22 protein-coding genes are annotated in these 26045 nt (G+C 71.3%); 20 read left to right on the plus strand and 2 right to left on the minus strand.

What is annotated here, in order from left to right; all coding sequences use genetic code 11:
- From ACH4SP_RS27605 to ACH4SP_RS27670, 14 genes are all read left to right on the plus strand, one after another.
- Positions 1-651 (plus strand): 4'-phosphopantetheinyl transferase superfamily protein, encoded by a 651-nt coding sequence (locus ACH4SP_RS27605; protein WP_398418502.1) that lies wholly within the window; start codon positions 1-3, stop codon positions 649-651.
- On the plus strand, positions 648-1109 hold the full coding sequence (locus ACH4SP_RS27610; protein WP_398418504.1) for a PaaI family thioesterase: 462 nt from the start codon (positions 648-650) through the stop codon (positions 1107-1109). The genes ACH4SP_RS27605 and ACH4SP_RS27610 overlap by 4 nt, the downstream gene beginning before the upstream one ends.
- The gene (locus ACH4SP_RS27615; RefSeq protein WP_398418505.1) at positions 1106-2116 is read left to right on the plus strand and encodes a pseudouridine-5'-phosphate glycosidase; all 1011 of its coding nucleotides are present in this window, start codon (positions 1106-1108) and stop codon (positions 2114-2116) included. Before ACH4SP_RS27610 ends, ACH4SP_RS27615 begins: the two co-directional genes overlap by 4 nt.
- The gene (locus ACH4SP_RS27620; protein WP_398418507.1) at positions 2094-3662 is read left to right on the plus strand and encodes a class I adenylate-forming enzyme family protein; all 1569 of its coding nucleotides are present in this window, start codon (positions 2094-2096) and stop codon (positions 3660-3662) included. Before ACH4SP_RS27615 ends, ACH4SP_RS27620 begins: the two co-directional genes overlap by 23 nt.
- A gap of 99 nt (positions 3663-3761) precedes the next feature.
- Positions 3762-5435: a B12-binding domain-containing radical SAM protein gene (locus ACH4SP_RS27625; protein WP_398418509.1), complete on the plus strand. Its 1674-nt coding sequence runs from the start codon at positions 3762-3764 to the stop codon at positions 5433-5435.
- Between the two features lie 17 nt (positions 5436-5452).
- The gene (locus tag ACH4SP_RS27630) at positions 5453-6712 is read left to right on the plus strand and encodes a nucleotide sugar dehydrogenase (RefSeq protein WP_398418511.1); all 1260 of its coding nucleotides are present in this window, start codon (positions 5453-5455) and stop codon (positions 6710-6712) included.
- Positions 6709-7974, plus strand: a complete 1266-nt coding sequence (locus ACH4SP_RS27635; RefSeq protein WP_398418513.1) for a cytochrome P450 — start codon at positions 6709-6711, stop codon at positions 7972-7974. The genes ACH4SP_RS27630 and ACH4SP_RS27635 overlap by 4 nt, the downstream gene beginning before the upstream one ends.
- Positions 7971-8972, plus strand: a complete 1002-nt coding sequence (locus ACH4SP_RS27640; RefSeq protein WP_398418515.1) for a beta-ketoacyl-ACP synthase III — start codon at positions 7971-7973, stop codon at positions 8970-8972. The genes ACH4SP_RS27635 and ACH4SP_RS27640 overlap by 4 nt, the downstream gene beginning before the upstream one ends.
- A 132-nt stretch (positions 8973-9104) precedes the next feature.
- Positions 9105-10649 carry an FAD-binding oxidoreductase gene (locus ACH4SP_RS27645; protein ID WP_398418517.1) on the plus strand — a complete coding sequence of 515 codons (1545 nt, stop codon included), beginning with the start codon at positions 9105-9107 and terminating at the stop codon, positions 10647-10649.
- 118 nt (positions 10650-10767) lie between these two features.
- Complete coding sequence (locus tag ACH4SP_RS27650; RefSeq protein ID WP_398418518.1) at positions 10768-12834, plus strand: FAD/NAD(P)-binding protein; 2067 nt, start codon at positions 10768-10770, stop codon at positions 12832-12834.
- A complete protein-coding gene (locus ACH4SP_RS27655) occupies positions 12831-14252 on the plus strand; it encodes a lyase family protein (protein WP_398418520.1) in 1422 nt (473 codons plus the stop codon). Before ACH4SP_RS27650 ends, ACH4SP_RS27655 begins: the two co-directional genes overlap by 4 nt.
- Before the next feature lie 463 nt (positions 14253-14715).
- Positions 14716-16449 (plus strand): response regulator, encoded by a 1734-nt coding sequence (locus ACH4SP_RS27660; RefSeq protein WP_398418522.1) that lies wholly within the window; start codon positions 14716-14718, stop codon positions 16447-16449.
- Positions 16433-17200 (plus strand): cytochrome P450, encoded by a 768-nt coding sequence (locus ACH4SP_RS27665; protein ID WP_398418524.1) that lies wholly within the window; start codon positions 16433-16435, stop codon positions 17198-17200. Before ACH4SP_RS27660 ends, ACH4SP_RS27665 begins: the two co-directional genes overlap by 17 nt.
- Positions 17201-17277: 77 nt before the next feature.
- Positions 17278-17739 carry a DoxX family protein gene (locus ACH4SP_RS27670; RefSeq protein ID WP_398418526.1) on the plus strand — a complete coding sequence of 154 codons (462 nt, stop codon included), beginning with the start codon at positions 17278-17280 and terminating at the stop codon, positions 17737-17739.
- Positions 17740-17764: 25 nt separating this feature from the next.
- On the opposite strand, the gene ACH4SP_RS27675 is transcribed toward ACH4SP_RS27670, so the two are convergent.
- Positions 17765-18673, minus strand: coding sequence for a helix-turn-helix domain-containing protein (locus ACH4SP_RS27675; RefSeq protein WP_398418528.1), 909 nt, complete (start codon positions 18671-18673; stop codon positions 17765-17767).
- Between the two features lie 118 nt (positions 18674-18791).
- On the opposite strand from ACH4SP_RS27675, the gene ACH4SP_RS27680 reads away from it, so the two are divergent.
- The 4 genes from ACH4SP_RS27680 to ACH4SP_RS27695 all read left to right on the plus strand — a co-directional run bounded on the left by ACH4SP_RS27680 (position 18792) and on the right by ACH4SP_RS27695 (position 22563).
- The gene (locus ACH4SP_RS27680) at positions 18792-19850 is read left to right on the plus strand and encodes an NAD(P)-dependent alcohol dehydrogenase (RefSeq protein ID WP_398418529.1); all 1059 of its coding nucleotides are present in this window, start codon (positions 18792-18794) and stop codon (positions 19848-19850) included.
- A gap of 226 nt (positions 19851-20076) precedes the next feature.
- Entirely contained in the window at positions 20077-20253 is a 177-nt protein-coding gene (locus tag ACH4SP_RS27685) for a DUF6417 family protein (RefSeq protein ID WP_398418531.1), read from the plus strand.
- 130 nt (positions 20254-20383) lie between these two features.
- Complete coding sequence (locus ACH4SP_RS27690; protein WP_398418532.1) at positions 20384-22021, plus strand: penicillin-binding transpeptidase domain-containing protein; 1638 nt, start codon at positions 20384-20386, stop codon at positions 22019-22021.
- Between the two features lie 206 nt (positions 22022-22227).
- Entirely contained in the window at positions 22228-22563 is a 336-nt protein-coding gene (locus ACH4SP_RS27695; RefSeq protein WP_398418534.1) for a hypothetical protein, read from the plus strand.
- Positions 22564-22627: 64 nt separating this feature from the next.
- Here ACH4SP_RS27695 and ACH4SP_RS27700 read toward each other — a convergent pair whose 3' ends face one another.
- On the minus strand, positions 22628-23575 hold the full coding sequence (locus ACH4SP_RS27700) for an alpha/beta fold hydrolase (RefSeq protein ID WP_398418536.1): 948 nt from the start codon (positions 23573-23575) through the stop codon (positions 22628-22630).
- Positions 23576-23722: 147 nt separating this feature from the next.
- Between ACH4SP_RS27700 and ACH4SP_RS27705 the strand changes: the two genes are divergently transcribed.
- Both ACH4SP_RS27705 and ACH4SP_RS27710 read left to right on the plus strand, forming a co-directional pair.
- The gene (locus tag ACH4SP_RS27705; protein WP_398418538.1) at positions 23723-24331 is read left to right on the plus strand and encodes a TetR/AcrR family transcriptional regulator; all 609 of its coding nucleotides are present in this window, start codon (positions 23723-23725) and stop codon (positions 24329-24331) included.
- A 34-nt stretch (positions 24332-24365) separates the two neighbouring features.
- A complete protein-coding gene (locus ACH4SP_RS27710; protein WP_398418540.1) occupies positions 24366-25940 on the plus strand; it encodes a TIGR03086 family metal-binding protein in 1575 nt (524 codons plus the stop codon).
- Positions 25941-26045 lie beyond the last annotated feature (105 nt).

The raw sequence follows: 26045 nt of genomic DNA on the forward strand, positions 1-26045 counted from the left end.
GTGCGGGTGTGCGAGTTCGCCGGAGGGCGGCTGGCCATCTGTGTGCTGCCCTTCGGCGGACCGCCGTTGGCGGCCCCCGTGGACAGCGGCGCCGACGTCTGCCCGACCTGGCCTCGCGCGGCCGAACGGGCGGGCGGGCGGCGGGCGTTGCGTACCGCGCTGCATGCCCTGGGGGTGGCTCCGGGAGCGCTCGGAACAGCGGAGTCCGGCGCCCCCCAGGCACCCCCCGGCACGCAGGTGTCCCTCACCCACCGCGGCCGCTACGCCGTGGCCGTCGCATGGCACGGAGGGCCCGCGAGCCGCCGTGTCACCGGAGTCGGTGTGGACCTGGAACGCCGCGGCCAGGTGCCTCCGGGGGCCATGCGGCTGCTGTGCACGGAGCAGGAGCTCGCCGCCCTGCGCACCGAGCCCTCCTGGCTCGACCCCACCCGTCTGTTCGCCGCGAAGGAGGCTGTCTACAAGGCGACTTCCTCCTCGTCGGGGCACGGATTCCGGCCCCGCTCGCTGCCGCTGGTGCCACGAGGACACCGCACCGCACTGTGCTCGCCGACGGCGGCGGCGTCTCGTACATCCCTCCCCGACGACACCGTGTGTGTGGTCTCGACACAGGTAGGAGAATGGTGGACAGCACTGTCCTTGGCCTTGGCGTGAAGCCTCCCGAGGGCTTCCCCGAAGCAGGCGGGAAGACTGCCCGCCGTGCGCTTCTCGATCTGATCGTGGCCGGAACCGCCCCGGCTCCCCCGTGCATCGACCGGCTCCGGCTGCCGAACTGCGACCGGTGGGGCCCGGGTTGGGTCACCGTGGACTTCGTCTGCACCGCCGAGTTCGCCGTACGGGAGAACACGATCTTCGGCGGCTACATCGCCGCACTCATCGACCAGTACGCCGGCCTGGTCATGCTCACCCTGATGCCCGACGACCGGGACTTCCTGACCGGCGAACTCACTCTGGAATTCCTCGCACCGCTGGCGGTCGGCCCGGTCCGCGTCGAGGCGGAGGCGACGGAACTGACGCGCCGTCACGCGACCGTCGCGGTGCGCCTGTTCCAGGGCGGCGACCTGCGCTGCCGCGGCACCGCCACCCAGATCATGCGAAAGGTGACCACATGAGCCCCGCGACTCTCCCCGACCCGATCGTTCTCGCACCCGAGGTCCGCGACGCGCTGGCTTCGGGCCGCCCCGTCGTCGCGCTGGAGTCCTCCGTCATCGCCCACGGCCTGCCCCACCCGCAGAACCTGGAGACGGCCTCCGCCGCGGAAGGCGCGGTACGGGAATCCGGTGCGGTGCCCGCCATGGTCGCCGTGGTCGACGGGAGCGTCCGGGTGGGCCTGGATCCGGAGACCGCCGAGCGCATCGCCACCGCCGTGCGGGTGCCCAAGGTCGGCAACCGCGACCTCGGCCCGGTGCTGAGCGGTGGCGGCCTCGGCGCGACCACCTTCGCCGCCACCCTCGCCGTCGCCGACCTGACCGGTGTCGAGGTCGTCGCCTGCGGCGGCCTGGGCGGCGTGCACCGGGGCGCCGCCGAGTCGTTCGACGTCTCGGCCGACCTGATCGAGCTGACCCGCAGCAGCGCCGTGGTCGTGTCCGGCGGGGTGAAGAGCATCCTGGACGTCGGAGCCACCCTGGAGTACCTCGAAACCCAGGGCGTCCCGGTGATCGGGCACGGCTGCGACCAGTTCCCCGCCTTCTACTGCCCGACCAGCGGCTTCCCCGTACCGCACCGGATGGACAAGGACGAACAGGTCGCCGCGGCGGCCGAGTTCCACTGGCAGCTCGGTGGCACGGGCAGCCTGCTGGTGGCCGCGCCGATCCCGCACGACGCGGCGCTGGACGTCACCGAGCACGACCGGGTGATCCAGGAGGCACTGGACGCGGCGGAACGCGACGGTGTCCGCGGCCCTTCCCTGACGCCCTACCTCATGAAGCACATCGGCGCGGCCACGGGCGAGCGCAGCGCGGTCGCCAATCGCGCCGTGCTGCTCAACTCCGCCGCTCTGGCCGGCCGGATCGCCGTGGCCCTGGCCGACCGGCGAGCGGTCCGCCGCACCGAGGAACCACCCCCCTGCATCGCCTCCTCACCGAAGGACGACGAGCGTGAACCCAACGACGAACGTTAATCTGAGCGAGGCCGTCCTCCACGCGGCCGAGCAGCACCCCGACACTCCGCTGATCGCCGACGCTCCCTGGGCGGGCACGGGCAAGGAAGCCCTCGATCACGCCGGACTCGCCGAATTCGTCCGTGACTTCGCCGACCGGCTGTGGACCGCGGGGGTCAGGCCCGGGACGCGCGTGGCGGTGATCAAGCGCGACCACATCGACGTGCAGGCCCTGGCCGCCGCCGCGATCCGCATCGGCGCGGTTCCGGCACTGCTCTCGGCGCGCATGGGCGCCAGGGAACTGGTGGCCCTGCTGAAGAAGCTGGAGGAGCCCGTACTCCTCACCGACGCCCACGGCGCCGAACGTCTCGCCCCCTTCAGTGGAGACGTCGAGCGCCTCACCGCGTCCGTCCGGTCGGTCGACGGCAGTGCGGCGGACTGGATCCGCCCGCTGGTCGCGGGAGAGGCCCACCGTCCGCACCGCCGCGCGGACGGCGACGGAGCGATCATCACCCACTCCTCCGGCACCACCGGCCTGCCCAAGCTGATCGTGCAGTCCACCGCCGGGCTGTACGCACACGCCGCTCCCACCCTGCGCGTCGCCCAGCAGACCGGACCGCAGACCGACGTCTCCTTCCGCTGCGTCTCGCCCACGCACATCCGGGCGTCCTCCGCGCTGCTCGGCAACCTGATCATGGGCACCCCGCTGGTGGCCGCCGCCGACCCCGGCATCGAACACATCCGGGAGCTGCTCCTCACCCACCGGCCGGTGAGCGTGGAATCCCATCCCAACCTGCTGCTGCGCTGGGAGGCGCTGGCGGACGACCCGGAGCGTCCCTTCGGCCGGGTCCGGCGGTTCGTGAGCACTTTCGACGCGATCCACCCGCGGACCGTCCGCGCACTCCTCGGCGCCTCCGACCAGCCGGAGGCGGTCTACCTCCAGGGCTACGGGCAGACCGAGAGCGGTCCCACCACGATGCGCGTCATCACCCGCGGCGACCTGGGCACGATATCGAGCCGCAACGTCGGCAGGCCCGTTCCCGGGCTCTCCGAGGTGCGGGTGGTCGACGGCGACGGTACGCCCGTCCCGCCGGGCACCACCGGTGGCATCGAGGTACGCACCGCAGGGCTGAGCCTGGGCTACGTCGGCAGTCCCGCACCGGCGCGCGACGCCTGGTGGGCCATGCAGGACGTCGGCCGGCTCACCTCCGACGGGGAGCTGGAGCTGCTCGACCGGGTGGTGGACCAGGCCGAAGGACACATCAGTCTGCTGGAGGTCGAGGACGCGCTGCTGGAGGCGCTTCCCGAGCTGTGCGAGGCGGTGCTCGTGAAGCCCGCCCCGGACGGTCTGGCCGCCGCCGTGTGCGTGCGCGACGGCTCGGCGTTGGACCGTACCCGGTGGAAGCAGGTGGCCGGGCGGCTGGGGATCGCCGAGGTTCCCGTCCGCGAACTCCGCTGGGAGGAGATCCCCTTCACCGGTTCCTGGAAGGTACGGCGCAGGATCCTCGCCGATTCGCTCGCCGGGCCCGCGGCCGTCGCTCCCGGTACCTCCCCCGGGAAGCGGTAGACCGTGTCCTCCACCTCGCCGGCCGGGACGCCCGTGTCCCCCGCCCCCGTCTCCCTGCCCTCGCTGCGGGCCGACATCCTCTTCCTGCACGCCCCGGCCGTGTTCGACTTCCGGGACCGCAGGGACATCTACTTCCCCTTCCTCGGCACGTCGGGCGACGTGCCCATCACACCGCTGTACGAGTACTTCCCGATCGGCTTCAAGACCCTTCAGCGCTTCCTCGGCGACCGCGGCAACGACGTGAAGCTGCTCAACCTGAGCTCGCTGCTGCTGCGTTACCCGCAGCTCCCGATCGACCGCGTCATCGAGGCGATCGACGCTCCGGTGGTGGGAATCGACCTGCACTGGATGGTGCACGTCCAGGGCAGCCTGGAGATCGCCGAGCGGATCAAGGCCGCACGTCCGGAGATCCTGATCCTCTTCGGCGGTACGTCCTCGACGTACTACGCCGACGAGCTGGTCCGCATGCCGCAGATCGACCTGGTGATGCGCGGCTACGACACCCACGAGCCGACCGCGGCGCTCATGGAGGCCGTGCGGCTCGGCAGTACCGACTTCCGCGGCATTCCCAACCTGATGTGGAAGTCGCGCGACGGGGAGGTGCACGACAACGACTTCTCGCACCTGCCCGCCACGTTCTCCTGCGGCGTGGACTGGACGACCGGGCCGGACGACTCGGTGGGGGCGGGCATCCGTGAGGTGCTCTCCACGCAGAACGCCGGCTGCGCGTACAACTGCGGCTGGTGCGGCGGCTCCCGGGAGGCTTTCCGGCGCATCTTCAAACGCAAGCCCTCCATGTCGCGGAAGGCTCCGGAGGAGGTCGCCTATGAATTCGACACCCTGAACAAAGTCGAAGGCGCCGACAACTATCACTTCTACTCGGTGGGCTCCTACAATGAAACCCGCCAGGGAATGGAGTACTTCCTCGACCGGGTGGCGGAATCGCAGTTCAAGTCGATCAGTTACGAGCAGTTCCGGCTGACGTCCGAACACACCCTGAAGCGCATGGCTGCGGCCAATCTGCACACTTCCATCACGCTCTCGCCGGAGAGCCACGACTTCCGGGTTGCCAAACTCGCCGGCCGTGGCATCTTCACCAACGAGGAGATGGAGGACTGGATCTACCGCGCGCTGGACATCGGAATCCATCAGATCGACGTGTGGTACTTCATCGGCATGCCGGAGCAGGACGAACGCTCGGTCATGGAGACGGTCGAGTACTGCCAGCATCTCCTCACCAAGTTCCAGGGCATGCGCGTCAATCCCATGCTCTGCCCGATGATCCCCTTCCTCGACCCGGCTTCCACCTTCTTCGAGAAGCCGGAGGAACACGGCTATCGGGTGTTCTACCGCACGGCCGAAGAGCACCGCAGGGGCATGGAGCGCGCCTCGCTCATCAATCGCATCAACTACGAGACGAAGTGGTTGAGCCGCCGGGATCTCGTACGGGTCGGGTTCAAGGCAGTACGCCAGCTCATGGAGGCCAAGCAGGAGCACCGGTTCCTGCCGGGCTCCTGGGTGCGCAATTACAACGCTTCGATCGACGACGCGCTCGAATTCGTCGACGTGGTGCACGAGGCGGACTGCATTGCCGATCCAAAGGCACGCGCCGCAGCCCTCGAAGAGCTTGGTGACGATATTTTGCGGCGAAACAACCAGGTCCTCTTCTCAGGGGTGCGCAACCAAGCATTTCCAATCAACCGGGACATCGGTGGCCGCTGGTTCGACGAAATGGGCTGGCCAGTGGAAGTGCTGGACTCATTCACTTCGTAGAAGCGTGGGAGATCATCGTGAAGGTCGTCGTCATAGGCCAGGGATATGTGGGACTTCCACTGGCCGTCAGAGCGGCGGAGACGGGTCACACCGTCTTCGGCCTGGAAATCGACCAAGAACGTACAGAGAAACTCGCCACCGGACAGTCGTACATCGAGGACATCCCCGACGCACAGCTGTGCAAAGTGATCGAAACCGGCCGCTACATTCCCACCTGCGACCCCGCAGTCCTGCAGGACTTCGATGTCGCGGTCATCACGGTGCCGACCCCCTTGCGGGACGGCGCACCGGATCTCGGCTTCGTCGAGGAGGCGGCGGGCACCATCGCCAAGTACCTCAACCGCGGGGCCACCGTGATCGTGGAGTCCACCACGTACCCCGGGACCACCGACGGTGTGGTGCGCCCGCTCCTGGAGGAGGCGTCCGGGCTCACCGCCGAGGAGGACTTCTACCTCGGATTCAGTCCGGAGCGCATCGACCCCGGCAATCCGAAGTGGGGCTTCGTCAACACCCCGAAGATCGTGAGCGGGACCGGTTCCCGGTCGCTGGCCGCCCTCCAGGACTTCTACACCCCTCTGGTGGAGAGGACCGTGCCGCTGTCCGGCACGAAGGAGGGGGAGTTCACCAAGCTGATCGAGAACACCTTCCGGGCGGTGAACATCGCCCTCGTCAACGAACTGGCCGACGCGGCCCACGCCCTGGACATCGATGTGTGGGAATCCCTGGAGGCCGCCGCCACCAAGCCCTTCGGCTTCATGAAGTTCACGCCGGGACCCGGGGTCGGCGGTCACTGCCTGCCCATCGATCCGGAGTACCTGTCCTGGCGGCTCCGCCAGAAGACCGGTGAGGAGCTGCAGTTCTGGTCGCTGGCCCGGAAGATCGCCAGCCGCCGTCCGGCGCAGGTGGTCCAGCGGCTGTCCGAGGGGCTCAACCGGCAGGGCAAGGCCGTCAACGGCTCGACGGTGCTCCTGCTCGGGCTCGCCTACAAGGCGAACGTCTCCGACTGCCGGGAGTCGCCCGCCCTCCGCGTCGCCGAACTCCTGCTGTCCCTGGGGGCCGAGGTACGGGCCGTCGACCCGTGGGTGCCCGGGAACTTCCCCGTACCCACCGGCGTGCACCGCGTGGACGCCTCCGGCACCGAGTTCCGCAACGCGGACGCGGTGGTCCTGCTCACCGACCACGAAGGAATCGACTACGACCTGCTGTGCGTCGAGGCGGCGTACGTCCTGGACTGCCGCAACCGGCTCAAGCGCGGCAGGACCGTGGAAACGATATGAACCTCTCCCCCCACTCGTCCGCCCCACCGCGGTTCGACCTCCTCCAGGAGGAGTTCGCGGCCTGCCCCTACCCCGTCTACCAGAATCTGAGGGAAGAACACTCCGTCCATTACGACGAGTTGACACACCTATGGCTGGTCAGCCGCTACGAGGATGTGCGGCGTGTACTGCTGGACCCAGAATCGTTCCGCAACGACAACACTCTCGACGCCGTCACCCGGCTCCGCATGCCGTCCCTGCGCGCACTGGCCAGGGCCGATTTCGCCCTGCCGCCGGCCCTTTTCAACAACAGCGAGGAGAGCCACACCGGACTGCGCGCCCTCTCCCTGCGGCTGCTGAGCTCCGCCCGGGTACGCTCCGCCCTCCCGGACATCGAACGGATCGTCTCCGAGGAACTCGACTGCCTGGAAGCGGAGTTGGCACGCGCCGGGCAGGCCGACATCAGCCGCACCCTCGCCCGCAGCGTGCCCATCCGGGTGCTGCTCCACGTCCTGGGCATCGACGGAGCGCCGGGCGTGGACACGCTGTACGACTGGACCGCGGCGTCCATCGAACTGTTCTGGGGGCGGCCCGATCCCGCGAAGCAGCCCGCCCTGGCCGACGAGGCGGCCGACTTCTACCGGTGGCTCACCGACACCGTCCAGCGCGACGACGTGCCGGAGGGCTCCGTCCTGGCGGCCCTGCGCCGGCACCGCCTGCCTGACGGAACACCCCTGGCCACCGAGCAGGCGGCCTCGGTGCTGTACACGATGCTGGTGGCCGGGCACGCCACGACCGGCCAGTTCGTCTGCTCCGCCTTCCTGCGGGCGCTGCAGGACGAGGGCACCTGGCAGCAGTTGGCCGACGAGCCGGGGCTGATCCCGGCCTGGTCGGAAGAGGTGCTGCGGCGCGACGCCCCGCTGACGGCGTGGCGCAGGGTGGCGTCCCGGCCGGTGACCCTGGGCGGCGTGGACCTGCCCGAGGGGGCGGAGTTGCTGCTGCTCCTGACGAGTACCGGCTCGGACCCGGAGGTGTTCACCGAGCCGGAGAAGCTCTGCCCGGCGCGCGACAACGTACGGGGCCATCTGACCTTCGGCATCGGGCTGCACCGCTGCCCGGGTGCGGAGCTGGCCCGTGCCGAGGTGCAGACGGTCCTCCGGCAGGCGGTACGGAGACTTCCCGATCTGCGCTGGGCGGGGCCGCCCCGTCCGCCGTACCTGACGTCGCTGGCGTTCCGCGCACCGAGCCAGGTGACGGTGGCCAGAGAAGGGAGAGGGTCATGACGCACGGAACAACGGCACCGGCTGCACCGACGGGAGCCCGCATCCTGAGCGTGGGCGCCTACCGGCCGGCCGCCGTGGTCACGAACGAAGAGATCAGCGGGCCCATCGACTCCAGTGACGAGTGGATCCGGCGCCATTCCGGCATCCGCACGCGGCGCTTCGCCGGGCCCGAGGAGACCATCCCCTTCATGGCCCAGCAGGCGGCGGCGAAGGCCCTGGTGGAGGCGGGCATCGATGCGCGGCAGGTCTCCGTCGTCCTGCTGGCGACCATGTCGTACCTGTACCAGACGCCCGCCGCGGCGGCGCGGGTGGCACACGGTCTGGACATCGAAGGGGCCGCCTTCGACGTGATGTCCGCCTGTGCCGGCTTCAGCACCGGTCTGGCCCTGGCCCGGGACATGATCGTCGCCGGCACGGCCGAGTACGTGCTGGTGATCGGGGCCGAACGGATGTCGGACCTGATCGACCCGAAGGACCGGTCCACCGCCTTCCTGTTCGGTGACGGGGCGGGGGCCGCGGTGGTGGGGCCGAGCGACGACCCCGCGGACATCGGTCCTGTGGTGTGGGGCAGCGACGGTTCCCGGGCCGGGCTGATCGCACAGCACGATTCCTGGCTGGACGGTGACGGCTCCCCCGGCACACGTCCCTTCATGGTCATGGACGGTCCACGCGTGTACCGCTGGGCCGTCACTCAGATCCCCGCGGTGGCCAGGCGGGCCATGGACCAGGCCGAGGTGGCTGCGGACGACCTCGTCGCCTTCGTGCCCCACCAGGCGAATCTCCGCATCATCGAGGCCATCGTCGCGTCGCTGAAGCTGCCCGAGCAGGTCGTCGTGGCGCGGGACGTGGTGGACATGGCCAACACCAGCGCGGCCTCGATCCCGTTGGCCCTCGAACGGCTCCGGGCCGAGGGCCACGACCCAGGAGGCGGCGCCGCCCTCCTGGTCGGTTTCGGGTCAGGACTCAGCTACGCGGCCCAGGTCGTCCGGTTGCCCTGAGCGGCGACGGGCCGCGCTCGACGTCAAGAGGAGCATCCCGGTGCCGGGCTTCGCCCGGCACCGTGGTCCGCCATGCACACAGGACCGCCGCGGCACCACGTGCCGCGGACAGCACTCACGAGGGGAAAGGCAATGATCAACAGGAGAACGTTTCTCGCGACGAGCGCCGGTGCCGGGCTCGTCACGTCCGGGCTCGTCATGTCCGGGCCCGCGCTCGGGAGCACGGCCGGTGCCCGGACCCGGGTGCGCAGCGGCCCCGTCTGGGGGCAGTTGCGCGATGCCCTGCGGGGGGACCTGGTCCTGCCGGGCGACGCCGGTTACGACAAGGCCAAGCAGCTGGCGACCGCCCAGTTCGACCACGTCCGTCCGCAGGCGGTGGCGTACTGCGAAACGGCGGAGGACGTGCGCGCCTGTGTGAACTTCGCCCGGGAGGGCGGCATCCCCTGTGCGGTGCGCAGCGGCGGTCACAGCTTCACGGGCTGGTCGACGTCCGAGGGTCTGGTCATCAATCTGACCCGGCTGAACACGGTGCGGGCGACCGCGCCGACGGTCCGTGTGGGGCCGGGCATCCAGACGGTGGACGCCGTGGCCGCGCTGTCGCCGCTCGGTCTCACCGTGCCGGCCGGATTCTGCCCGAGCGTCAGTCCCGGCGGTTTCGTCACCGGCGGCGGCATGGGGTGGCAGTTCCGGAAGTACGGGCCCGCCTCGGACCGGCTGATCTCCGCGCAGGTCGTGCTCGCCGACGGGCGCATCGTCACGGCGTCGGAGCAGCAGGACGCGGATCTGCTGTGGGCGCTGCGCGGCGGCGGTGGCGGCAACTTCGGCGTCGTCACCGACTTCGAGATGGCGCCGACGAAGGAGACGCACGTGGTCACCTTCGACCTGACGTGGCCGTGGGACCAGGCGCAGAAGGCGTTCACCGTCTGGCAGGACTGGGCGACGGCGGCTCCCGTGGGCCTCAGCTCGCGGGCCGGCGTGGTGCTGCGGGACGCGGCGCCCGGCAAGGTGCCCACCCTGATCATCAATGGCGCGCACTTCGGCGGACAGGCGGAGCTGGAGGCGCAGATCGCCGCCCTGACGTCCGCGATCGGCAGCCCTCCCACGACCTCGGAGGTCAAGGAACGGGCGTACGACAAGGCGATGATGCGGCTGTTCGGCTGCGAGACCAGGACGGTCGAGCAGTGCCACATCTCCGGCAGCAACCCGGAGGCGCAGTTGCCGCGCGACCAGTTCGTGCGGCACCGCAGCCGGATGTTCAGCGCGTCCGTTCCCGGATCGGGCGTCGCGGACATGCTCGCCGCCTTCGACGCCGACCGTACGGCCGGTCAGTTCCGGTACCTGGGCTTCCTGTCGCTGGGCGGGAACGCCAACAAGGTCGCTCCGGGGGACACCGCCTATGTGCACCGGGACGCGGAGCACTTCGCCGTCTTCAACGTCGCACTGGGTACGCCGCAGCCCGAGCCGGAGGCGCTGGCGCGTGCGCTGAGCTGGGTCGACAGCGGCTTCGCCGCGATGGACCCGCACTCCAACGGCCGGACCTACGTCAACTACCCCGACCCTGCGCTGGCGGACTGGCAGCAGTCGTACTACGGCGGCAACCTGGCCCGGCTACGTTCGGTGAAGCGGGCCTACGACCCGAACGGCTTCTTCAGGTTCCCGCAGGGCGTGCCGGCGTAGCCGGATGCGCAACGGTTCCGCCAGGCGTCCCGGCGTCTGTGCGCACGGCCCGAAGCCCGGCAGTTCTCTCCGTAACGATCCGTAACGAAAGGCGGGTTCTCATGGCGCTGGAGCTGTCATGTCCTTGATCGGCAAGGCCGTCGCCCGTTCCGCATCCCCGGCCCTCGGCGCCCTCCCCCGCGCGGACGCCGAGGCGCGGGCGGTCCGTACCGGCAACGATCCGGCACTGGCGGTCGCCCTCGTGGGCGCCGGACCCCGGGGCCTTTCGGTGCTCGAAAGGCTCTGCGCGAACGAGCGGGTGTCGGGCGCGGGCCGGTGCGTCGTCGTGCACGTGATCGATCCGTACCGGCCGGGTGCGGGCCGGGTCTGGCGCACGACGCAGTCCCAGCACCTGCTGATGAACACGGTCGCTTCGCAGATCACCGTGTACACCGACGACAGCGTCCGGATCGACGGTCCGATCGAGGCGGGGCCCAGCCTGCACGACTGGGCGTCGGCGCTCGCCCTGCTGAGCCCGGCCGAGGCCCGCGCTGCCGGGCACAGCGGCGCCGCCCTGGCCGAAGCACGCCGGCTGGGCCCGGATTCGTACCCGACCAGGGCCTTCTACGGCCACTACCTGGAGCACGCCTACGAGCGGATCGTGGCGGGCGCCCCCGAACGCGTGACGGTCGTCGCCCATCGCACGCGCGCGATCGGGCTGTACGGCGACGAGGGCCCGCAGCGGCTGCTCCTGGAGGACGGCACCCGGCTGACCGGTCTGCACGCGGTCGTCCTGGCGCAGGGGCATGTGGACACCGGGCCCGCCGGTCAGGAGAGCGAACTCGGCGCGTCCGCCCGCCGCCTGGGCCTCCACCACATTCCGCCGGCCAACCCCGCGGACGTGGATCTCTCCGTCGCCGAGCCCGGCCGTCCGGTCCTGCTGCGGGGCCTGGGGCTCAACTTCTTCGACCACATGGCGTTGCTCACCCAGGGCCGGGACGGCAGGTACGAGCGCGTCGGGGGCCGCTTGACGTACCACCCGTCGGGGAACGAGCCACGGCTGTACGCCGGTTCGCGCCGCGGTGTCCCGCACCACTCCCGCGGCGAGAACGAGAAGGGCGCCCACGGACGCTACTCCCCCCGGCTGCTCACCGAGGAGACCATTGCAGGCCTGCGCAAGCGCGTGCGCAACGGTGAGCCACCTGGTTTCCGGTCCCATGTGTGGCCGCTGATCTCCAAGGAGGTCGAGAGCGTCTACTACGGGACCCTGCTGGCCGCTGCCGGGCGGGGCGAGGTGCGGGAGTCCTTCGTCCGCCGGTACCTGGACACCGGGACCGCACAGGCCCGGCACGGGCTGCTGGACGCGTACGCCGTCCCGGTGGCCGACAGGTGGAGCTGGGAGCGGATCGTCCGGCCGTACGAGGGGCAGCGGTTCGCGGGCCCGGGGGACTTCCGCCTCTGGCTGGTGGACCATCTGCGCGACGATGTCGCCGCGGCACGCGCCGGCAATGTCAGCGGTCCGCTCAAGGCGGCGCTCGACGTGCTGCGCGACCTGCGCAACGAGGTCCGGTTGATCGTCGACCACGGAGGTCTGGAGGGCGCTTCCCACCGGGAGGAGCTGCAGGGCTGGTACACGCCGCTCAACGCCTTCCTGTCGATCGGCCCGCCCGCCTCCCGCATCGAGGAGATGGCCGCGTTGATCGAGGCCGGGGTGCTGGACGTCCTCGGGCCGGGCGTGCGGATGGCACCGGACGCCGGGCGGGGCGCGTTCGTGGCCGGGTCCGACGTCCCCGGGGTCGAGGTGTACGCACAGGTGCTGATCGAGGCCCGGCTGCCGGAGACCGATCTGGCGCGCACCCGGGACCCGTTGCTGCGCGAGCTGTTGGCCGACGGCCAGTGCGCCCCGTACCGCGTCAGTGCCGCCGCCGGGCCCTTGCTGGAGACTGGTGGGATCGCGGTGACCGAGCGCCCCTACCGGCTCGTCGACGCACGGGGCCGTCCGCATCCGCGGCGGTTCGCGTACGGAATACCGACCGAGGGGGTGCACTGGGTGACGGCGGCGGGCATCCGTCCCGGCGTGGACTCGGTGACCCTCGGCGACTCCGACGCGATCGCGCGTGCGGTGCTGGCCCTGCCGCCGCTGCCCGGCTCCGGCACGGAGAGCATGGGTTTCGAGACCGAGTTCAGAGAGGCGACCGCCCCATGACCAGACCTACGGCATCCACTGCACACACCGATCTCGACACCGGCCTGCTGTCCCCGGTCCGAGCGGGTACGCCCGCCGAGGCCGCGACGGGCGACCTGGCCTGGCTCCAGGCGATGCTGGACGCGGAGGCGGCGCTGGCGCGCGCACAGGCTCGGCTGGGCACCGTGCCCGACCGGGCCGCCGCGGTGATCACGAAGGCGGCCCGGGCGGACCGGCTGGACCTGCGGGCCCTGGCCATCGGCGCCCGGGAGACGGCCAATCCGGTCGTCGGTCTGGTGCGGGCCTTCACCCTCCTGGTGGCCGAACAGGACGAGGGCGCCGCCGAGTTCGTGCACCGGGGGTCCACCAGCCAGGATGTGTTCGACACCGCAATGATGTTGGTGGCGAACCGGACGGTGGCCCTGATCCGGGATGATCTGGGGCGGACGGCAGCCGCTCTGGCCACGCTGGCCGCCACGCACCGGGACACCGTCATGGCGGGACGCACCCTCGCGCTGCACGCCGTGCCCACCACGTTCGGTCTCAAGGCGGCCGGGTGGCTCCGGCTGGTCCGGGACGCGGACGTCCGGCTGGAGCGGGTGCGCCGGGAGCTGCCGGTGTCCCTCGGCGGCGCCGCGGGCACGCTCGCCGGATACCTGGAGTACGCGGGTCTTGAGAGCGCCGCACGCGACGCCGGCCCGCTGGACACGGGGGCCCATCTCGACCGGCTGACCGCGGCGTTCGCCGAGGAGACCGGGCTGGCCCGGCCCGTTCTGCCCTGGCACGTGCTGCGCACGCCCGTCGCCGATCTGGCCGCGGCGCTCGCCTTCTGTGCCGGAGCGCTCGGCAAGGTCGCCGTGGACGTGCAGTCGCTCGCCAGGACCGAGGTCGCCGAGTTGGCCGAGCCGGGTCCGGCGGGGCGCGGTGCTTCCTCGGCCATGCCGCACAAGCGCAACCCGGTGCTCTCCACGTTGATCCGCAGCGCGGCGCTTCAGGTTCCGGCGCTGGCCGGCGTCCTCACCCAGACCATGCTCACCGAGGACGAGCGTTCGGCCGGCGCCTGGCACGCCGAGTGGCAGCCGCTCCGGGAGTGCCTGCGGCTCACCGGCGGGGCCGCGCACACCGCCGTCGAACTGGTCGAGGGGTTGGCGGTCTCGACGGAACGCATGGCCGCCAACCTGTCCCTGACGGGTGGTCAGATAGTGTCGGAGCGGTTGGCGGCCGTGCTCGCCCCGCTGCTCGGCCGCGCTGCCGCGCGACAGTTGCTCACGGCTTGCTCCCAGGAGGCGGTACGGAGCGGGCGGACGCTGGGGGAAGTGCTCGGCGAGGCGGCGGACTTGCGCCGGCACCTGAGCCACGCGGAACTCGCCGAACTGCTCGACCCCGCTGGATATGTCGGGGCGGCCGGTCCTTTGGTGGACAGGGCGTTGCGATCCTGAAAGGAGGCCATTCCCGTGCGGCGAATCCCCTCGGCACGGCGTAAAGTCAACCCGGTCCAACCGACGCTGTCCGGAAGGGGACTTCTGCACACGTCGCGCCGCAGGTAGCGTCCAGCACAACTGCAAGATCTTTACTTTCGCGCAGGAGCACCCCTGTGGCCGACCACTCCTCCCACCACGCGGACGACGTCGTGCACCGGGACCCGGCCCCAAGGTCCTGGGCCGGCCCAGCCGCACCTCCGGCCACAGACCCCCGGCGCCGACTTCATCCACCTGCGACGGACCCCGACCCCCACGGCCAGCCCCACAGGGACCCCCACACACGGTCGCCGCTCGTTCGGCGAGCAGGCGGATGCCTCGTCACTTGTTCCACCAGGAAGGGCTCTCAACAATGACCGCTGAAAAGTTGTCGACGGACGACAATGAGCTCAGCGCATTCATATCGGAGTGCGCGCCCACTATTTTGTCGGAATACCGTGCGGCGTTACACCGTTCGCAGAACCCGCTCTCGGAGGACGACATCTGGGAGGAGAGCGCGGCACTGGCGTACGGCATCATCACCGAGTGCGCCCGATATCCTTCCGCCGCGAACAACGGAACGCCCCACCTGGCCTCCCCACCGCTGCGGGACATCAACAAGCCCCGTGTGCGGCACGGTATCCATCCCATGTACTTCCTGCGCGCCGGGCGGGCCCTCACCGGGTTGGTCCTGGGAACGCTGGAGCAGGCGGTGGCCGCCGGAAAGGCCGGTGCCACTCAGATCCTGGCCTGTGCGACGGCGTTGGAGAACGCGGTCTGGGACCGCGTCGAGGACAGCAGTACGAGATACGACAGCCGGCTCCTCAACGAAGTGCGGGCCGTCGAGTCCGCCTGCCGGCGCTCGCTGGCCCGCGACATCCACGACCGGCTCGGCAATCACCTCAGCGTCGCCCTGCGTCAGGTGGAGACGTGCGTCTCTCTCGCCGCGGTCGCGCAGCAGGGTCTGCGCACCGAACTCGCGCTGGTGCAGCGGACCCTCGACGAGACCATGGGGTCGGTGCGCCACATGGTCACGGGACTGCGCCAGGAATCGAAATCCGGTTCTCTGGAGAGCGCGATCACCGCGTTCTCCCGGTCCATGGAGCTCGACGAGTCCATGGTGCAGGTGGAGGTCAACGGCGATGAGTCCTGGGCGTCTCCGGACACCCTCAACGAATTGTTCCTGGTCATTCGCGAGTGCCTCCGCAACTCTCTGCTGCACGCCCAGGCGGGCAAGATCGCCATCACGGTCAATATCGCCCCTCAGGAGATCCACGGCCATGTCGAGGACGACGGGCTGGGCTTCAACGTGGACCACACCCGGACCGTGGGCAGGACGAACGGCCTGGCCTCGATGACGGAGCGGACGGGGCTCCTCGGCGGCCGGCTGCTGATCGCCAGCATTCCGGGGCGCGGCACCCGCATCAGCTTCTTCGTCCCCAACAGCCGTACCGCGGAGACGTCGTCACGGACGAATCCCGTCCGCGTCATGCTCGCCGACGACCACGCGCTCCTGCGCTCGGCGGTCGGCAGGGTCCTGGACCAGACGGACGCGTTCACCGTGGTCGCGGAGACCGGGGACGGCGCGGCCATCGTCGAGATGGCGGAGCGGCACAGGCCCGACGTCCTGCTGCTGGACGTGGAGATGCCCGGCAGTCACGCCCCGTCCACCATCGCGCAACTGCGGCAACACCTGCCTCACCTGCGCGTCCTCGTCGTCAGCATGCACGACGACCCTCGGCTGATCCAGGAGATGCTGAGCGCCGGTGCCGGTGGCTATGTGCACAAGGGGGTGAGCAACCAGTCCTTGGTCTCGGCGATCCAGGAGGCCGTCGCCCATCCCACGCACGTGACGCTGGCGGTTCCCAGCCAGAGTCTGACCGCCGCTCCGCCGGCCGACCGGGCGGTGACCGGAAGCCTGTCGGCGCGCGAGGTCGAGCTGCTGGTCCACGTGGCCACGGGTCTGACGAACGGTCAGATCGCGAACCGGCTGGGCATCATGGAGGGAACCGTCAAGCGCCACCTGCGCAACATCTTCAAGAAGCTGGACGCCACCTCCCGCATCGAAGCGGTCAACCGGGCGACGGCCTCCGGGCTGCTCGCCCCCGACAGCGAGCCCGACCGTTCCTTCCGCGGCAACAGCTACTCGGCCTGTGGACGCGGTGCCGTGGAGAGCTGACAAGGGCCTGCCCGCGGCCCGCCTCCGTACCGGTCGCGGCCGCGTGGGCAGCCCCGGACCCACTGCCCCGTGGACAGCCTCCGGACAGGAGGCACCGTCATGCGCATCCCCCTCCCCCTCCCCCTCCCCGTCCCCGGGCCCGGGGACGGGCCCCGGCACCAGGAGGACGGCGGGCGGGGCGCCGTCGCGGCCGCGCGCGGGCTGCCACCCCTACCAGTCGCTCCTGCACGACGCGTACGGACCCGTCGTACGCTTCCAACTACCGGGCGCGGCCGACCGCGTCGCCGCCGAACCGGACCAGGTGCTCGGCGGGCGCGCCGTACCCGACTACGGCGATCTGCGGCGGCTCACGCACCTGGACATGGTGCTCAAGGAATCGACGCGGCTGTTCCCGCCCGCACCGCACGGCGCACGCGAGACGACCGAGGACCTGGCCCTGGGCCCGTACGACATCCCCGCCGGGACGACGCTCTTCCGCCCCTTCTGGGCGATACGTCTGAACCCCGAGCACTGGCCCGAACCGGACCGGTTCGGCCCCGGGCGGTTCACGCCGCAGGAGGTGGCCAAGCAGCCGCGGCTCGCACACGTCCCGTACGGAATCGGGCCGCGCAGCTGCGCGGGCGCCGGAGCGACGCCTTCCCGCAGAGCCCGTCGCTCCCACCGGGCTGACCTGCCGTCGGTACTGCCCCGGGAGTACGCCACGAGCCGACAGCCGTACGACGCGCGGCGCGGGTGGCTCGGGAGAGGGTGAGGTCGGAGCAGTGTCTGCTCGCTCCACCCCTTCGAACCACCACGTCGAGCCACCACGTCGAACGAAGGAGACACCCCGTGCTTCCCACATCTCTCGCGCACTTCGCGGAGCAGTCCGCTCCGAAAGTCCGGCGGGCCGAGACGGCCGGCCCGTACGTCCTCTCCCTCTTCCGTGTCGTCGTCGGGCTCCTTCTCGCCTGCCACGGTTTCGGCGCGCTCTTCGGCCTGATCGGCCCGGCAGCCGGGCCGCAGATCGACACCGTCGCCTTCGGTTCCTGGCCCCTCTGGTACGCCGCTGTCATCGAGCTCGTGGGCGGCACGCTGGTGATGCTCGGCCTGGGGTCGCGTACGGCGGCCCTGCTCTGTTCCGGAGCGATGGCGTACGCGTACTTCGACACCCACGCGTCCCAGGGTGTGCTGCCCCTGGACAACGGCGGCGAGACTGCCGCGTTCTACGCCTGGGCGTTCCTGCTGCTCGTCTTCACCGGCCCGGGCGCACTCTCCCTGGACCGTCTCCTCCGCCGGCGGCGTGCGTCCTGAACCGGCGGCCCGTGGACGCGGCGCGCTAGTTTCCCGTGCCGGACGCCCCGGCGCGCGTCGCGTCCGCTCCCCAGCTGGCGAGCAGCCGCAGCCCCTGGGCCGACGCCGAGTCCGGCTCCGCGTGGTACGTCACGAGCGACTGGTCGTGGTCGTCGGGCAGCCGCAGGGTCTCGTACGACAGGGTCAGGTCGCCCACCAGGGGGTGGCGGATGCGCTTGACGCCGTGGCCCTTCTCCCGGACGTCGTGCCTGGCCCACAGGGAGCGGAACTCCTCGCTCTTCACGGAGAGTTCGCCGACCAGGGCCGAGAGCAGCGGGTCGTTCGGGAAGCAGCCCGCGTCCATCCGCAGGAAGCTCACCATGTCCGACGCCTTCTGTTCCCAGTCCACGAACAGCTCGCGCGCCTCGGGGTGCAGGAAGCAGATGCGTGCCCAGTTCCGCTCTTCGGGAGGCAGCGCGGCCCAGTCGCCGAAGAGGGCTGCGGCCATGCGGTTCCAGCCGAGGATGTCCGAGCGGCGGCCCACCACGTAGGCGGGCACGCCGTCCATCGCGTCCATGAGGTGGTGCAGCGCGGGGCGTGCGTGCTGGGGGCGGGCCGGGCGCTTCTTCTTGTGGTGCTTGGGCTTGGCCAGGTGCGTCAGGTGGGAGTGCTCGGCGTCCGTGAGGCGCAGGGCGCGGGCGATCGCGTCGAGGACCTCGCCCGAGACGTTGCGGCCGTTTCCCTGCTCAAGACGGGTGTAGTACGCGACGGACACCCCCGCGAGCTGCGCGAGCTCCTCGCGGCGCAGTCCCGGCACCCGCCGGTGGCGCCCGAAGTTCGGCAGGCCGACGTCCTCCGGCTGCAGCCGGGCCCTGCGGGTGCGCAGGAACTCACTGAGCTCGGCGCGGCCGTCGAGGGGCTCGGGGGCGGGGAGAGGGGTCGGCTGGTCGTCCATGCCGTCCAGTATCCAGGGTCGTACGCGCAGGAGACTGTCCCCGCCAGTAGTAGGACCACTGGACGTAGGCAAGACGGTGACCTGGGTGGATGTCCATCCGGCTGGCACCGTTGACGGCATGACCGCAACGACCAGCACCACGACCGTTTCCGCTTACGCCGCACCGTCCGCCAAGGCCCCCCTGGAGCGGACCACCATTGAGCGCCGCCCGGTGGGCGAGTCCGACGTACTGATCGACATCAAGTACGCCGGCATCTGTCACTCGGACATCCACCAGGCGCGCGACGGCTGGGGCGAGGGCATCTTCCCGATGGTTCCGGGCCACGAGATCGCCGGCGAAGTCACCGAGGTCGGTCCCGCCGTCACCAAGTTCGCCGTCGGTGACCGCGTCGGGGTCGGCTGCATGGTCGACTCCTGCCGCGAGTGCGTGAACTGCGAAGCCGGCCTTGAGCAGTACTGCCTCAAGGGCAACATCGGCACGTACAACGCCCTCGACAAGAACGGCGAGCCCACCTACGGCGGCTACTCCACGCACATCGTCGTGGACGAGGCCTTCACGGTCCGCATCCCCGACGGCCTCTCCCTGGACGTCGCCGCGCCGCTCCTGTGCGCGGGCATCACCACGTACTCGCCGCTCGCCCACTGGAACGCGGGCCCCGGCAAGAAGGTCGCCGTCGTCGGCCTCGGCGGTCTCGGCCACATGGCCGTCAAGATCGCGCACGCGATGGGCGCCGAGGTCACCGTGCTGTCGCAGACCCTGCGCAAGAAGGACGACGGCCTGAAGCTGGGCGCCGACCACTACTACGCGACCAGCGACGACTCGACCTTCGAGCAGCTCGCGGCGAGCTTCGACCTGATCGTCTCGACCGTCTCCGCGCCGCTTCCGCTGGACAAGTACCTGAGCCTGCTGCGGACGGACGGCGCCATGGTGAACGTCGGCGCCCCCGAGGAGCCCGTCTCGCTCAACCTCTTCTCGGTCATCGGCGGCCGCAAGACCCTCGCGGGCTCCGGCATCGGCGGCATCCGGGAGACCCAGGAGATGCTGGACTTCTGCGCCGAGCACGGCCTGGGCGCGGAGATCGAGCTGATCGACGCCGACCGGATCAACGAGGCGTACGAGCGGGTCCTGGCCAGCGACGTGCGCTACCGCTTCGTGATCGACACGTCCACGATCTGAGGCGTGCGGCACGGCAGGGCGGGCCGATGACGGCACCCTCTGCATCGATCGGGCGGATCCAGTCGGCACTGGGTCCGCCCGGCGCCGTTTCCGGGTGGTCCCTGCCGGGGCGGACGGGCGCCCTCCCGTACGCTCGCGACCCGGGGGCGGGCCATCGGTGTGCGTTTCGTGTCCCGCCGGTCGGTGTGGCGTTGTACTGGTCATGGATCTTTCCGAAATCGCTGAGATGCCCGATCGCCTCCCTGTTGAGGATGCTGGACCGCGGCTGGCCCTGTTCACGCTGCCCGAGGCTCACGACCTGCTGCGGCTGCTGCAGCTGGTCGAGGCGGAGGGGGACGAACTGGCCGAGGAGGCGGGCTGGTTCGCCAGGGAGACCGCTGCGCGCATCCCTCCGGAGAGCTGAATCGTCCCGTCCGGGTGGTGCGCTCACGCGTAGGAGGCGGCCCCTGAACGGCTCATTCCGACAGGGGGGCGGGGGTTCGGCCGTCCTACTGTGAGGCGTCGGGATCAACCAGCGGCAGGGCGGAGGCCCCGTGGGCGGCGAGCGGCGCAACACCCGCAGGAGACGGTACGTCCGGGTCGCGGGCCTGGCATCCCTCGGACTGGCTGGTGCGGGGCTCGGCACCTGGGCGGCGTTCGGCGGCGAACAGACCCCGCGGACCGGGCCGCCGACCGCGTCGGAGGTCCGGTCCGCGGCCGACGCGTTCCTCGGCGCATGGGCCGGGGGCGACGTCGCCGAGGCGGCGGAACGGACCGACGACACGGAGACTGCCCACGCCGCGCTGCGCGACTTCGAGGAGCGTGCCCACCTCGCGGCGCAGGACCTCCGGGCAGGGACACCGGCCGGTGCACGGGTCCCGTTCTCGGTGCGGGCCCAGTTCGTGTACGAGGGGGCTCGCGCGCCCCTGACGTACGACTCCGCACTCACTGTGGTGCGGCGGGCCGGGGACGGACGGGCGGTCGTCCACTGGGAGCCTCGGGTGCTGCATCCCCGGCTGGGCAAGGGGAAGCGGCTGGCGGTACGGGAGACGGGGACCGCGCCGGTCGACGCGGTGGACCGTGACGGGCGGGCCCTGGACGCGCGGGCGTTCCCGTCGCTCGTCCCGGTCGTGGACGGCCTGCGGCAGACGTTCGGCAGGACGGCCGGCGGCAGGCCAGGTGTCGAGCTGCGCGTCGAGCCGCCGGCGGCGACGAGCGCGGACGCGGAACCGCCGGGCGACGCGGCGCTCCTGTCGGTCGCCGAGGGCGCGCCCGGGCGGCTGCGGACCACTCTCGACGCGGGCGTGCAGAAGGCGGCCGAGCGCGAGGTCGCGCTGCGCGCCGACGCCTCGATCGTGGTGCTCAGGCCGTCGAGCGGTGAGATCCTCGCGGTCGCCAACTCCCGTAAGGGCGGCCCGAACACGGCCCTGGAGGGACGCCTCGCGCCCGGCTCGACGATGAAGATGGTCACCGGGTCACTGCTGCTGGAGAAGCGGCTGGCCGCTTCGGACGAGCCGCATCCGTGCCCGAAGACCGCGTCGTACGGCGGCTGGCAGTTCCACAACGTCGACGACTTCGACATCCCCGGCGGCACGTTCCGCAGCAGCTTCGCCGCGTCGTGCAACACCGCCTTCATCACGCAGGCGGGCAGGGTCGCCGACGAGGACCTGTCCCGGCAGGCCAGGGACGTCTTCGGGATCGGCGCGCGCTGGTCGGTCGGCGTCCCCGCGTTCGCCGGGTCCGTGCCCGTGGAGCACGCCGCGTCGAAGGCCGCCGCGCTGATCGGCCAGGGTCAGGTGAGGATGAACCCGCTGACCATGGCGTCGGTGATCTCCACCGCCCGGACGGGACGGTTCGCACAGCCGTATTTCGTCCCGCCCGCCCTCGACCACCGCACGCTCGCCGCGGCGCGACGGCCGCTCGACGCCGCCGCGCACGAGCAGCTGAGGGATTTGCTGCGTACGACGGCGACGTCCGGTTCGGCGGCCGGATCCATGCGGGGACTGCGCGGGGACATCGGGGCGAAGACCGGGTCCGCGGAGGTGATCGGGCAGGAGAAGCCGAACGGCTGGTTCGCGGCCTGGCACGGTGACCTCGCCGCGGCTGCCGTGATGCAGCGCGGCGGCCGGGGCGGCGAGTCCGCGGGTCCGCTCGTGGCGGCCGTACTCAAGGCGGTCGCCGCCGGTCGATGAGCGGCTGCCCGCAGGGGGCCTTGGGCGGCCGACGGCCGTACCGTGCGAGTCGGGGGGCGGCGCGATGGTTGCGTCCTTGTCCGAATTCCCCTGCTCGGCCGATTGTCGGCACACAGCACACTGCCCGTGAATCTGAGTACCTCACGCCCAACTGCCTGAGTATCCGCACCGATTCCCCGCCCGGCCCGCGCTGCTGGAATACGGGCATGACCACACCCACCCCGGCCGCCGCACCCGCCGCAAACCGCCCGCACCTGCGCCGCGTGACCACCGCCGGTTCGGCGCTCGCGGTGGCCCTGACGCCGCTGGTGGTCGGGGTCCTGGTGGCCAAGGGGATCGCCGCCGACCCGCATGCCCCGGTCAACGCCCTGATCTCCGGGGGCGGTCAGCGCGCCGGGCTCCCCCGCGCCGAGTGGAGCCGCCGCTGCCACACCACGATGCGCAGACTCAGGACGGCCCGCCGGGACACCGTCCGGCGCTGCCGCCCGCGGCTGCGCAGCCACGCCGAGGACGGCCGCCCGGCTGCGGGCCGCCCCGCATGAGCCCGCCGGGTGGACCGCCCCGCCACGGGTCACGGATTGCGGGCTACGGATGGTGGGTTACGGGTTACGGGTGAGGAACGCTGTCACGTCCGGCGCTCAGGGCATCGACATCGTCCATGAAGCCGAGCATCCGGGTGTTGACCAGGTCGGGGTGGTCGATCTGCGGCCCGTGTCCGGTGGCCGCGACGATCTCGGCGCGGGCGCCGGGGATCACCCTCGGTACGCGTTCGAGCTGCCGTTGCGGGTGTACGAGCAGGCTGCGCCTGCCCATGACCAGGTAGAACGGCCGCCGGATCGAGCCCAGTTCGTCGTCCGTCAGCGGCAGTGGGGCAGGGCGGCGTATCCGGAAGGCGCGGACGCCGGCCCGGATCATCGTGCGCAGTTCGGGGACGGCGAGGACGGGCTGATCCAGCCAGGCGGCCAGGCGCGGGCGCAGCGCCCTGGGCGCGAACGTGGCGAAGAGGCCGGCGAAGACCCAGGCGAAGAAGCGCAGGCCCACCTTCTCCAGGCCGCCGGGGTCGAGGGCGGTGACCGAGGCGATCCTGCCGGGCCGCCGGTGGACCTGGTTGATGACCAGCCAGCCCCCGTAGGAGGAGCCGACGAGGTGGACCCGGTCGAGGCCGAGTGCGTCGAGCGCCTCGTCCATCCACTGGGCCGCGCGCTCGGGCTGCCACATGGGTTCGCGGTGGACGCTGCGGCCGGCGTCACCGGGGGTGTCCAGGGCGTAGACGGTGCGTTCGGCGCTGAGCGCGCGGGTGTTGGGGTACCACTGGGCGGAGCAGCCGCCGGCGCCGTGCACGAGGACGACCGGGGTGCGGGACTCGGCGGCCGGGTCGGCGGGCCCGTACCGGTAGACGTGCGTGGTGCCGAAGCTGGTCTCCACGTCCGTCTCGGAGCGGGCCGGTGCACCCATCGCGAAGACGGCGTCGCAGGCCGCGAAGTAGCGGTCGCGCAGGGCGTCGTTGACGTAGCGGCCGATGTCACGGCGCGGGCGGGTCGGGCTCTCGGGCACGGGGCAACCTCCGGGAAGATCCATTCTTCGTGATACGAACGTACCATGACGTTGATACGGCTGTACCATGACGATGCGCCGGTACGACCGACGCACGGGAAACGGACCGGACAGCGGGCCCACACCACCGGGCGGAGACTGGAGCACATGCCGAAGCGCGTCGACCACGAGGAACGCCGCACCCAGATCGCCGAAGCGCTCATCCGGGTCGCCGGACGGCGCGGACTGCACGCCGTCGGCATGCGCGACGTGGCGGCCGAGGCCGGAGTGTCGCTCCGCCTCGTGCAGTACTACTTCCAGACCAAGGAGAAGCTGCTCTTCCACGGGCTCCAGCACCTCACCGACCGCTTCACGGCCCGCGTGGGTGCCCGCCTCGCCGCCGCGGGCCCCGACCCGGGTCCGCGCGCGACCGTCGAGGCCCTGCTGCTCGCCTCTCTCCCGACGGACGAGGAGAGCCGCACCTTCCACCTCCTCTACAGCTCCTACGCGATCCTGTCCGTGACCGACGGGGCGCTCGCCGCCCAGCCCTTCATCGAGAACCCCGACGCCGCCGAGAACGCCCTCACCGGTCTGCTCGAACAGGCCCAGGAAGCCGGGCTGGCCGACCCCGGCGCCGACGCGCGCACGGAGGCCGTCAGCCTGCTCGCCATGGCCGCGGCCATGGGCACCAGCATCCTGGTGGGCCAGCGGAAGCAGGGATCCGCCGTCGCGGTGCTCCACCACCACCTGGACCGGATCTTCACGTCGGGCAGTTGACTCTCCCACCGTGGGAGACCCAAGGGTGGAGTGCATGCACGTCGACGACAACACGTTCTGGAGCATCGGCGAGGTGGCCAGGAAGACCGGGCTGACGGTGAAGCTGATCCGGCACTGGTCCGACATCGGAGTGGTGCACCCGGCCCACCGGACACCTGCCGGGTACCGGCTCTACGGCACCGAGGCCCTGGCCCGTCTGCAATGGGCGCAGACGCTGCGAGGGCTCGGTCTGGGGCTGGCGGCCGTCCGGGACGTACTGGAACGGGAGGGCTCCCTGGCTCAGGTGGCCGCGGCCCATGCCGACGCGCTGGAGGCGCAGATCCGCACCCTGCGCACGCAGCAGGCCGTGCTGCGCTCCGTCACCCGCCGCGACACCACCGCCGAAGGACTCACCACCATGACCGAACTGGCGCGCATGTCCGCCGCCGAACGCCGCACCGTCATCCACGACTTCGTCACCGAGGCACTGGGCGAACTGGACGTTCCCGCCTACCGGCAGGGCCTCCTGGCGGCCACTCCCGACCTCCCCGCCGACCCCACGGACGCACAGGTCGACGCCTGGCTCGAACTGGGCGGACTCGTCCGGGACCCGGCCCTGCGCGCCGGTCTGCGCCGCATGGCCCGCCATGCGGCCGACCATCCCGCGGGCGAAGGCGGAGAAGCCGCCACACAGGACGCGGTACGGGTCACGGCCCACTGGCTCCAGCAGGTCACGGCCGCGCGACAGCAGGGGATCGCCCCGGACTCACCGGCCGCCGACCCCGTGGTCGCCGCCATCGTCGCCATGTGGCTCCCGACCCAGCCGGTGCCTTCGGACGGGACGCTCGTGGACGGCGTACGGGCCAGACTCCTGCTCCTGGAACAGCTCGACGCCGCCTCCCAGCCCCACGTCGAGCGGTACTGGCAGCTGCTGTGCGTCATCAACGGCCGGCCCGCGCCGCCGAGCCTGGCGGCAGCCGGTCGTTGGCTGCGGGCGGCGCTGCGGGCCAACCCCGCCCCCGGGGCGCGGGCGGCGGACCTCGGCGAGATCTACGACACCGGGCAGCACGCATGGGGGCCCACCGGTGTGCTGCACGCCTGCGAAGCGACCCTGGACGCCGTGCACACCCTGGTCGAGGCAGTGCGGCCGAGTCAGTTCGGCCGCCCGACGCCGTGTGCCGAATGGGACGTGCGCACCCTGCTCGACCACCTGGTGTGGGAGAACCTGCTGTGGTCCTCACTCGCCGACGGCGCGCCCCGTTCCGACTTCGCCGCCGACCATCTCGGGGACGATCACGTGGCCGCGTTCCGGGCCGCCTCCCGGGCCGCACGGTCGGCATTCCGCCGCCCCGGCATGCTCGAACAGCGGTACGGGCCCGCCCCCGGGCGCCGCCTCGTCGAGCAGCTGACGATCGAGATGCTGCTGCACGGGTGGGATCTGGCCCGGGCCGTCGGGCGCCCCTTCGACGGCGTGGACCCTCTCGCCGAAGCAGCCCTTCCCGTGGTGGCGGAGATCTACAGCGGTCTCCCCCGTACCGCAGGCGGATCCTTCGGCCCGCCGCAGCCGGTGCCCGCGGGCGCCTCGCCCCTCGACCGGCTGGCCGCCGCTCTGGGCCGCACCGTCGTCTGACGCCGGTGACGCGGCTCTCCCCAGGACTCGTCGTACGGGCTCCCGGCCGGGGCTCGTCGTGGCCCTGCCGGGACTCGTCGTACGGCTCCGGCCCGCCCGCCGGGC

The organism is Streptomyces sp. NPDC021093, from assembly GCF_044333135.1.
In the GTDB taxonomy this organism is placed as follows: domain Bacteria; phylum Actinomycetota; class Actinomycetes; order Streptomycetales; family Streptomycetaceae; genus Streptomyces.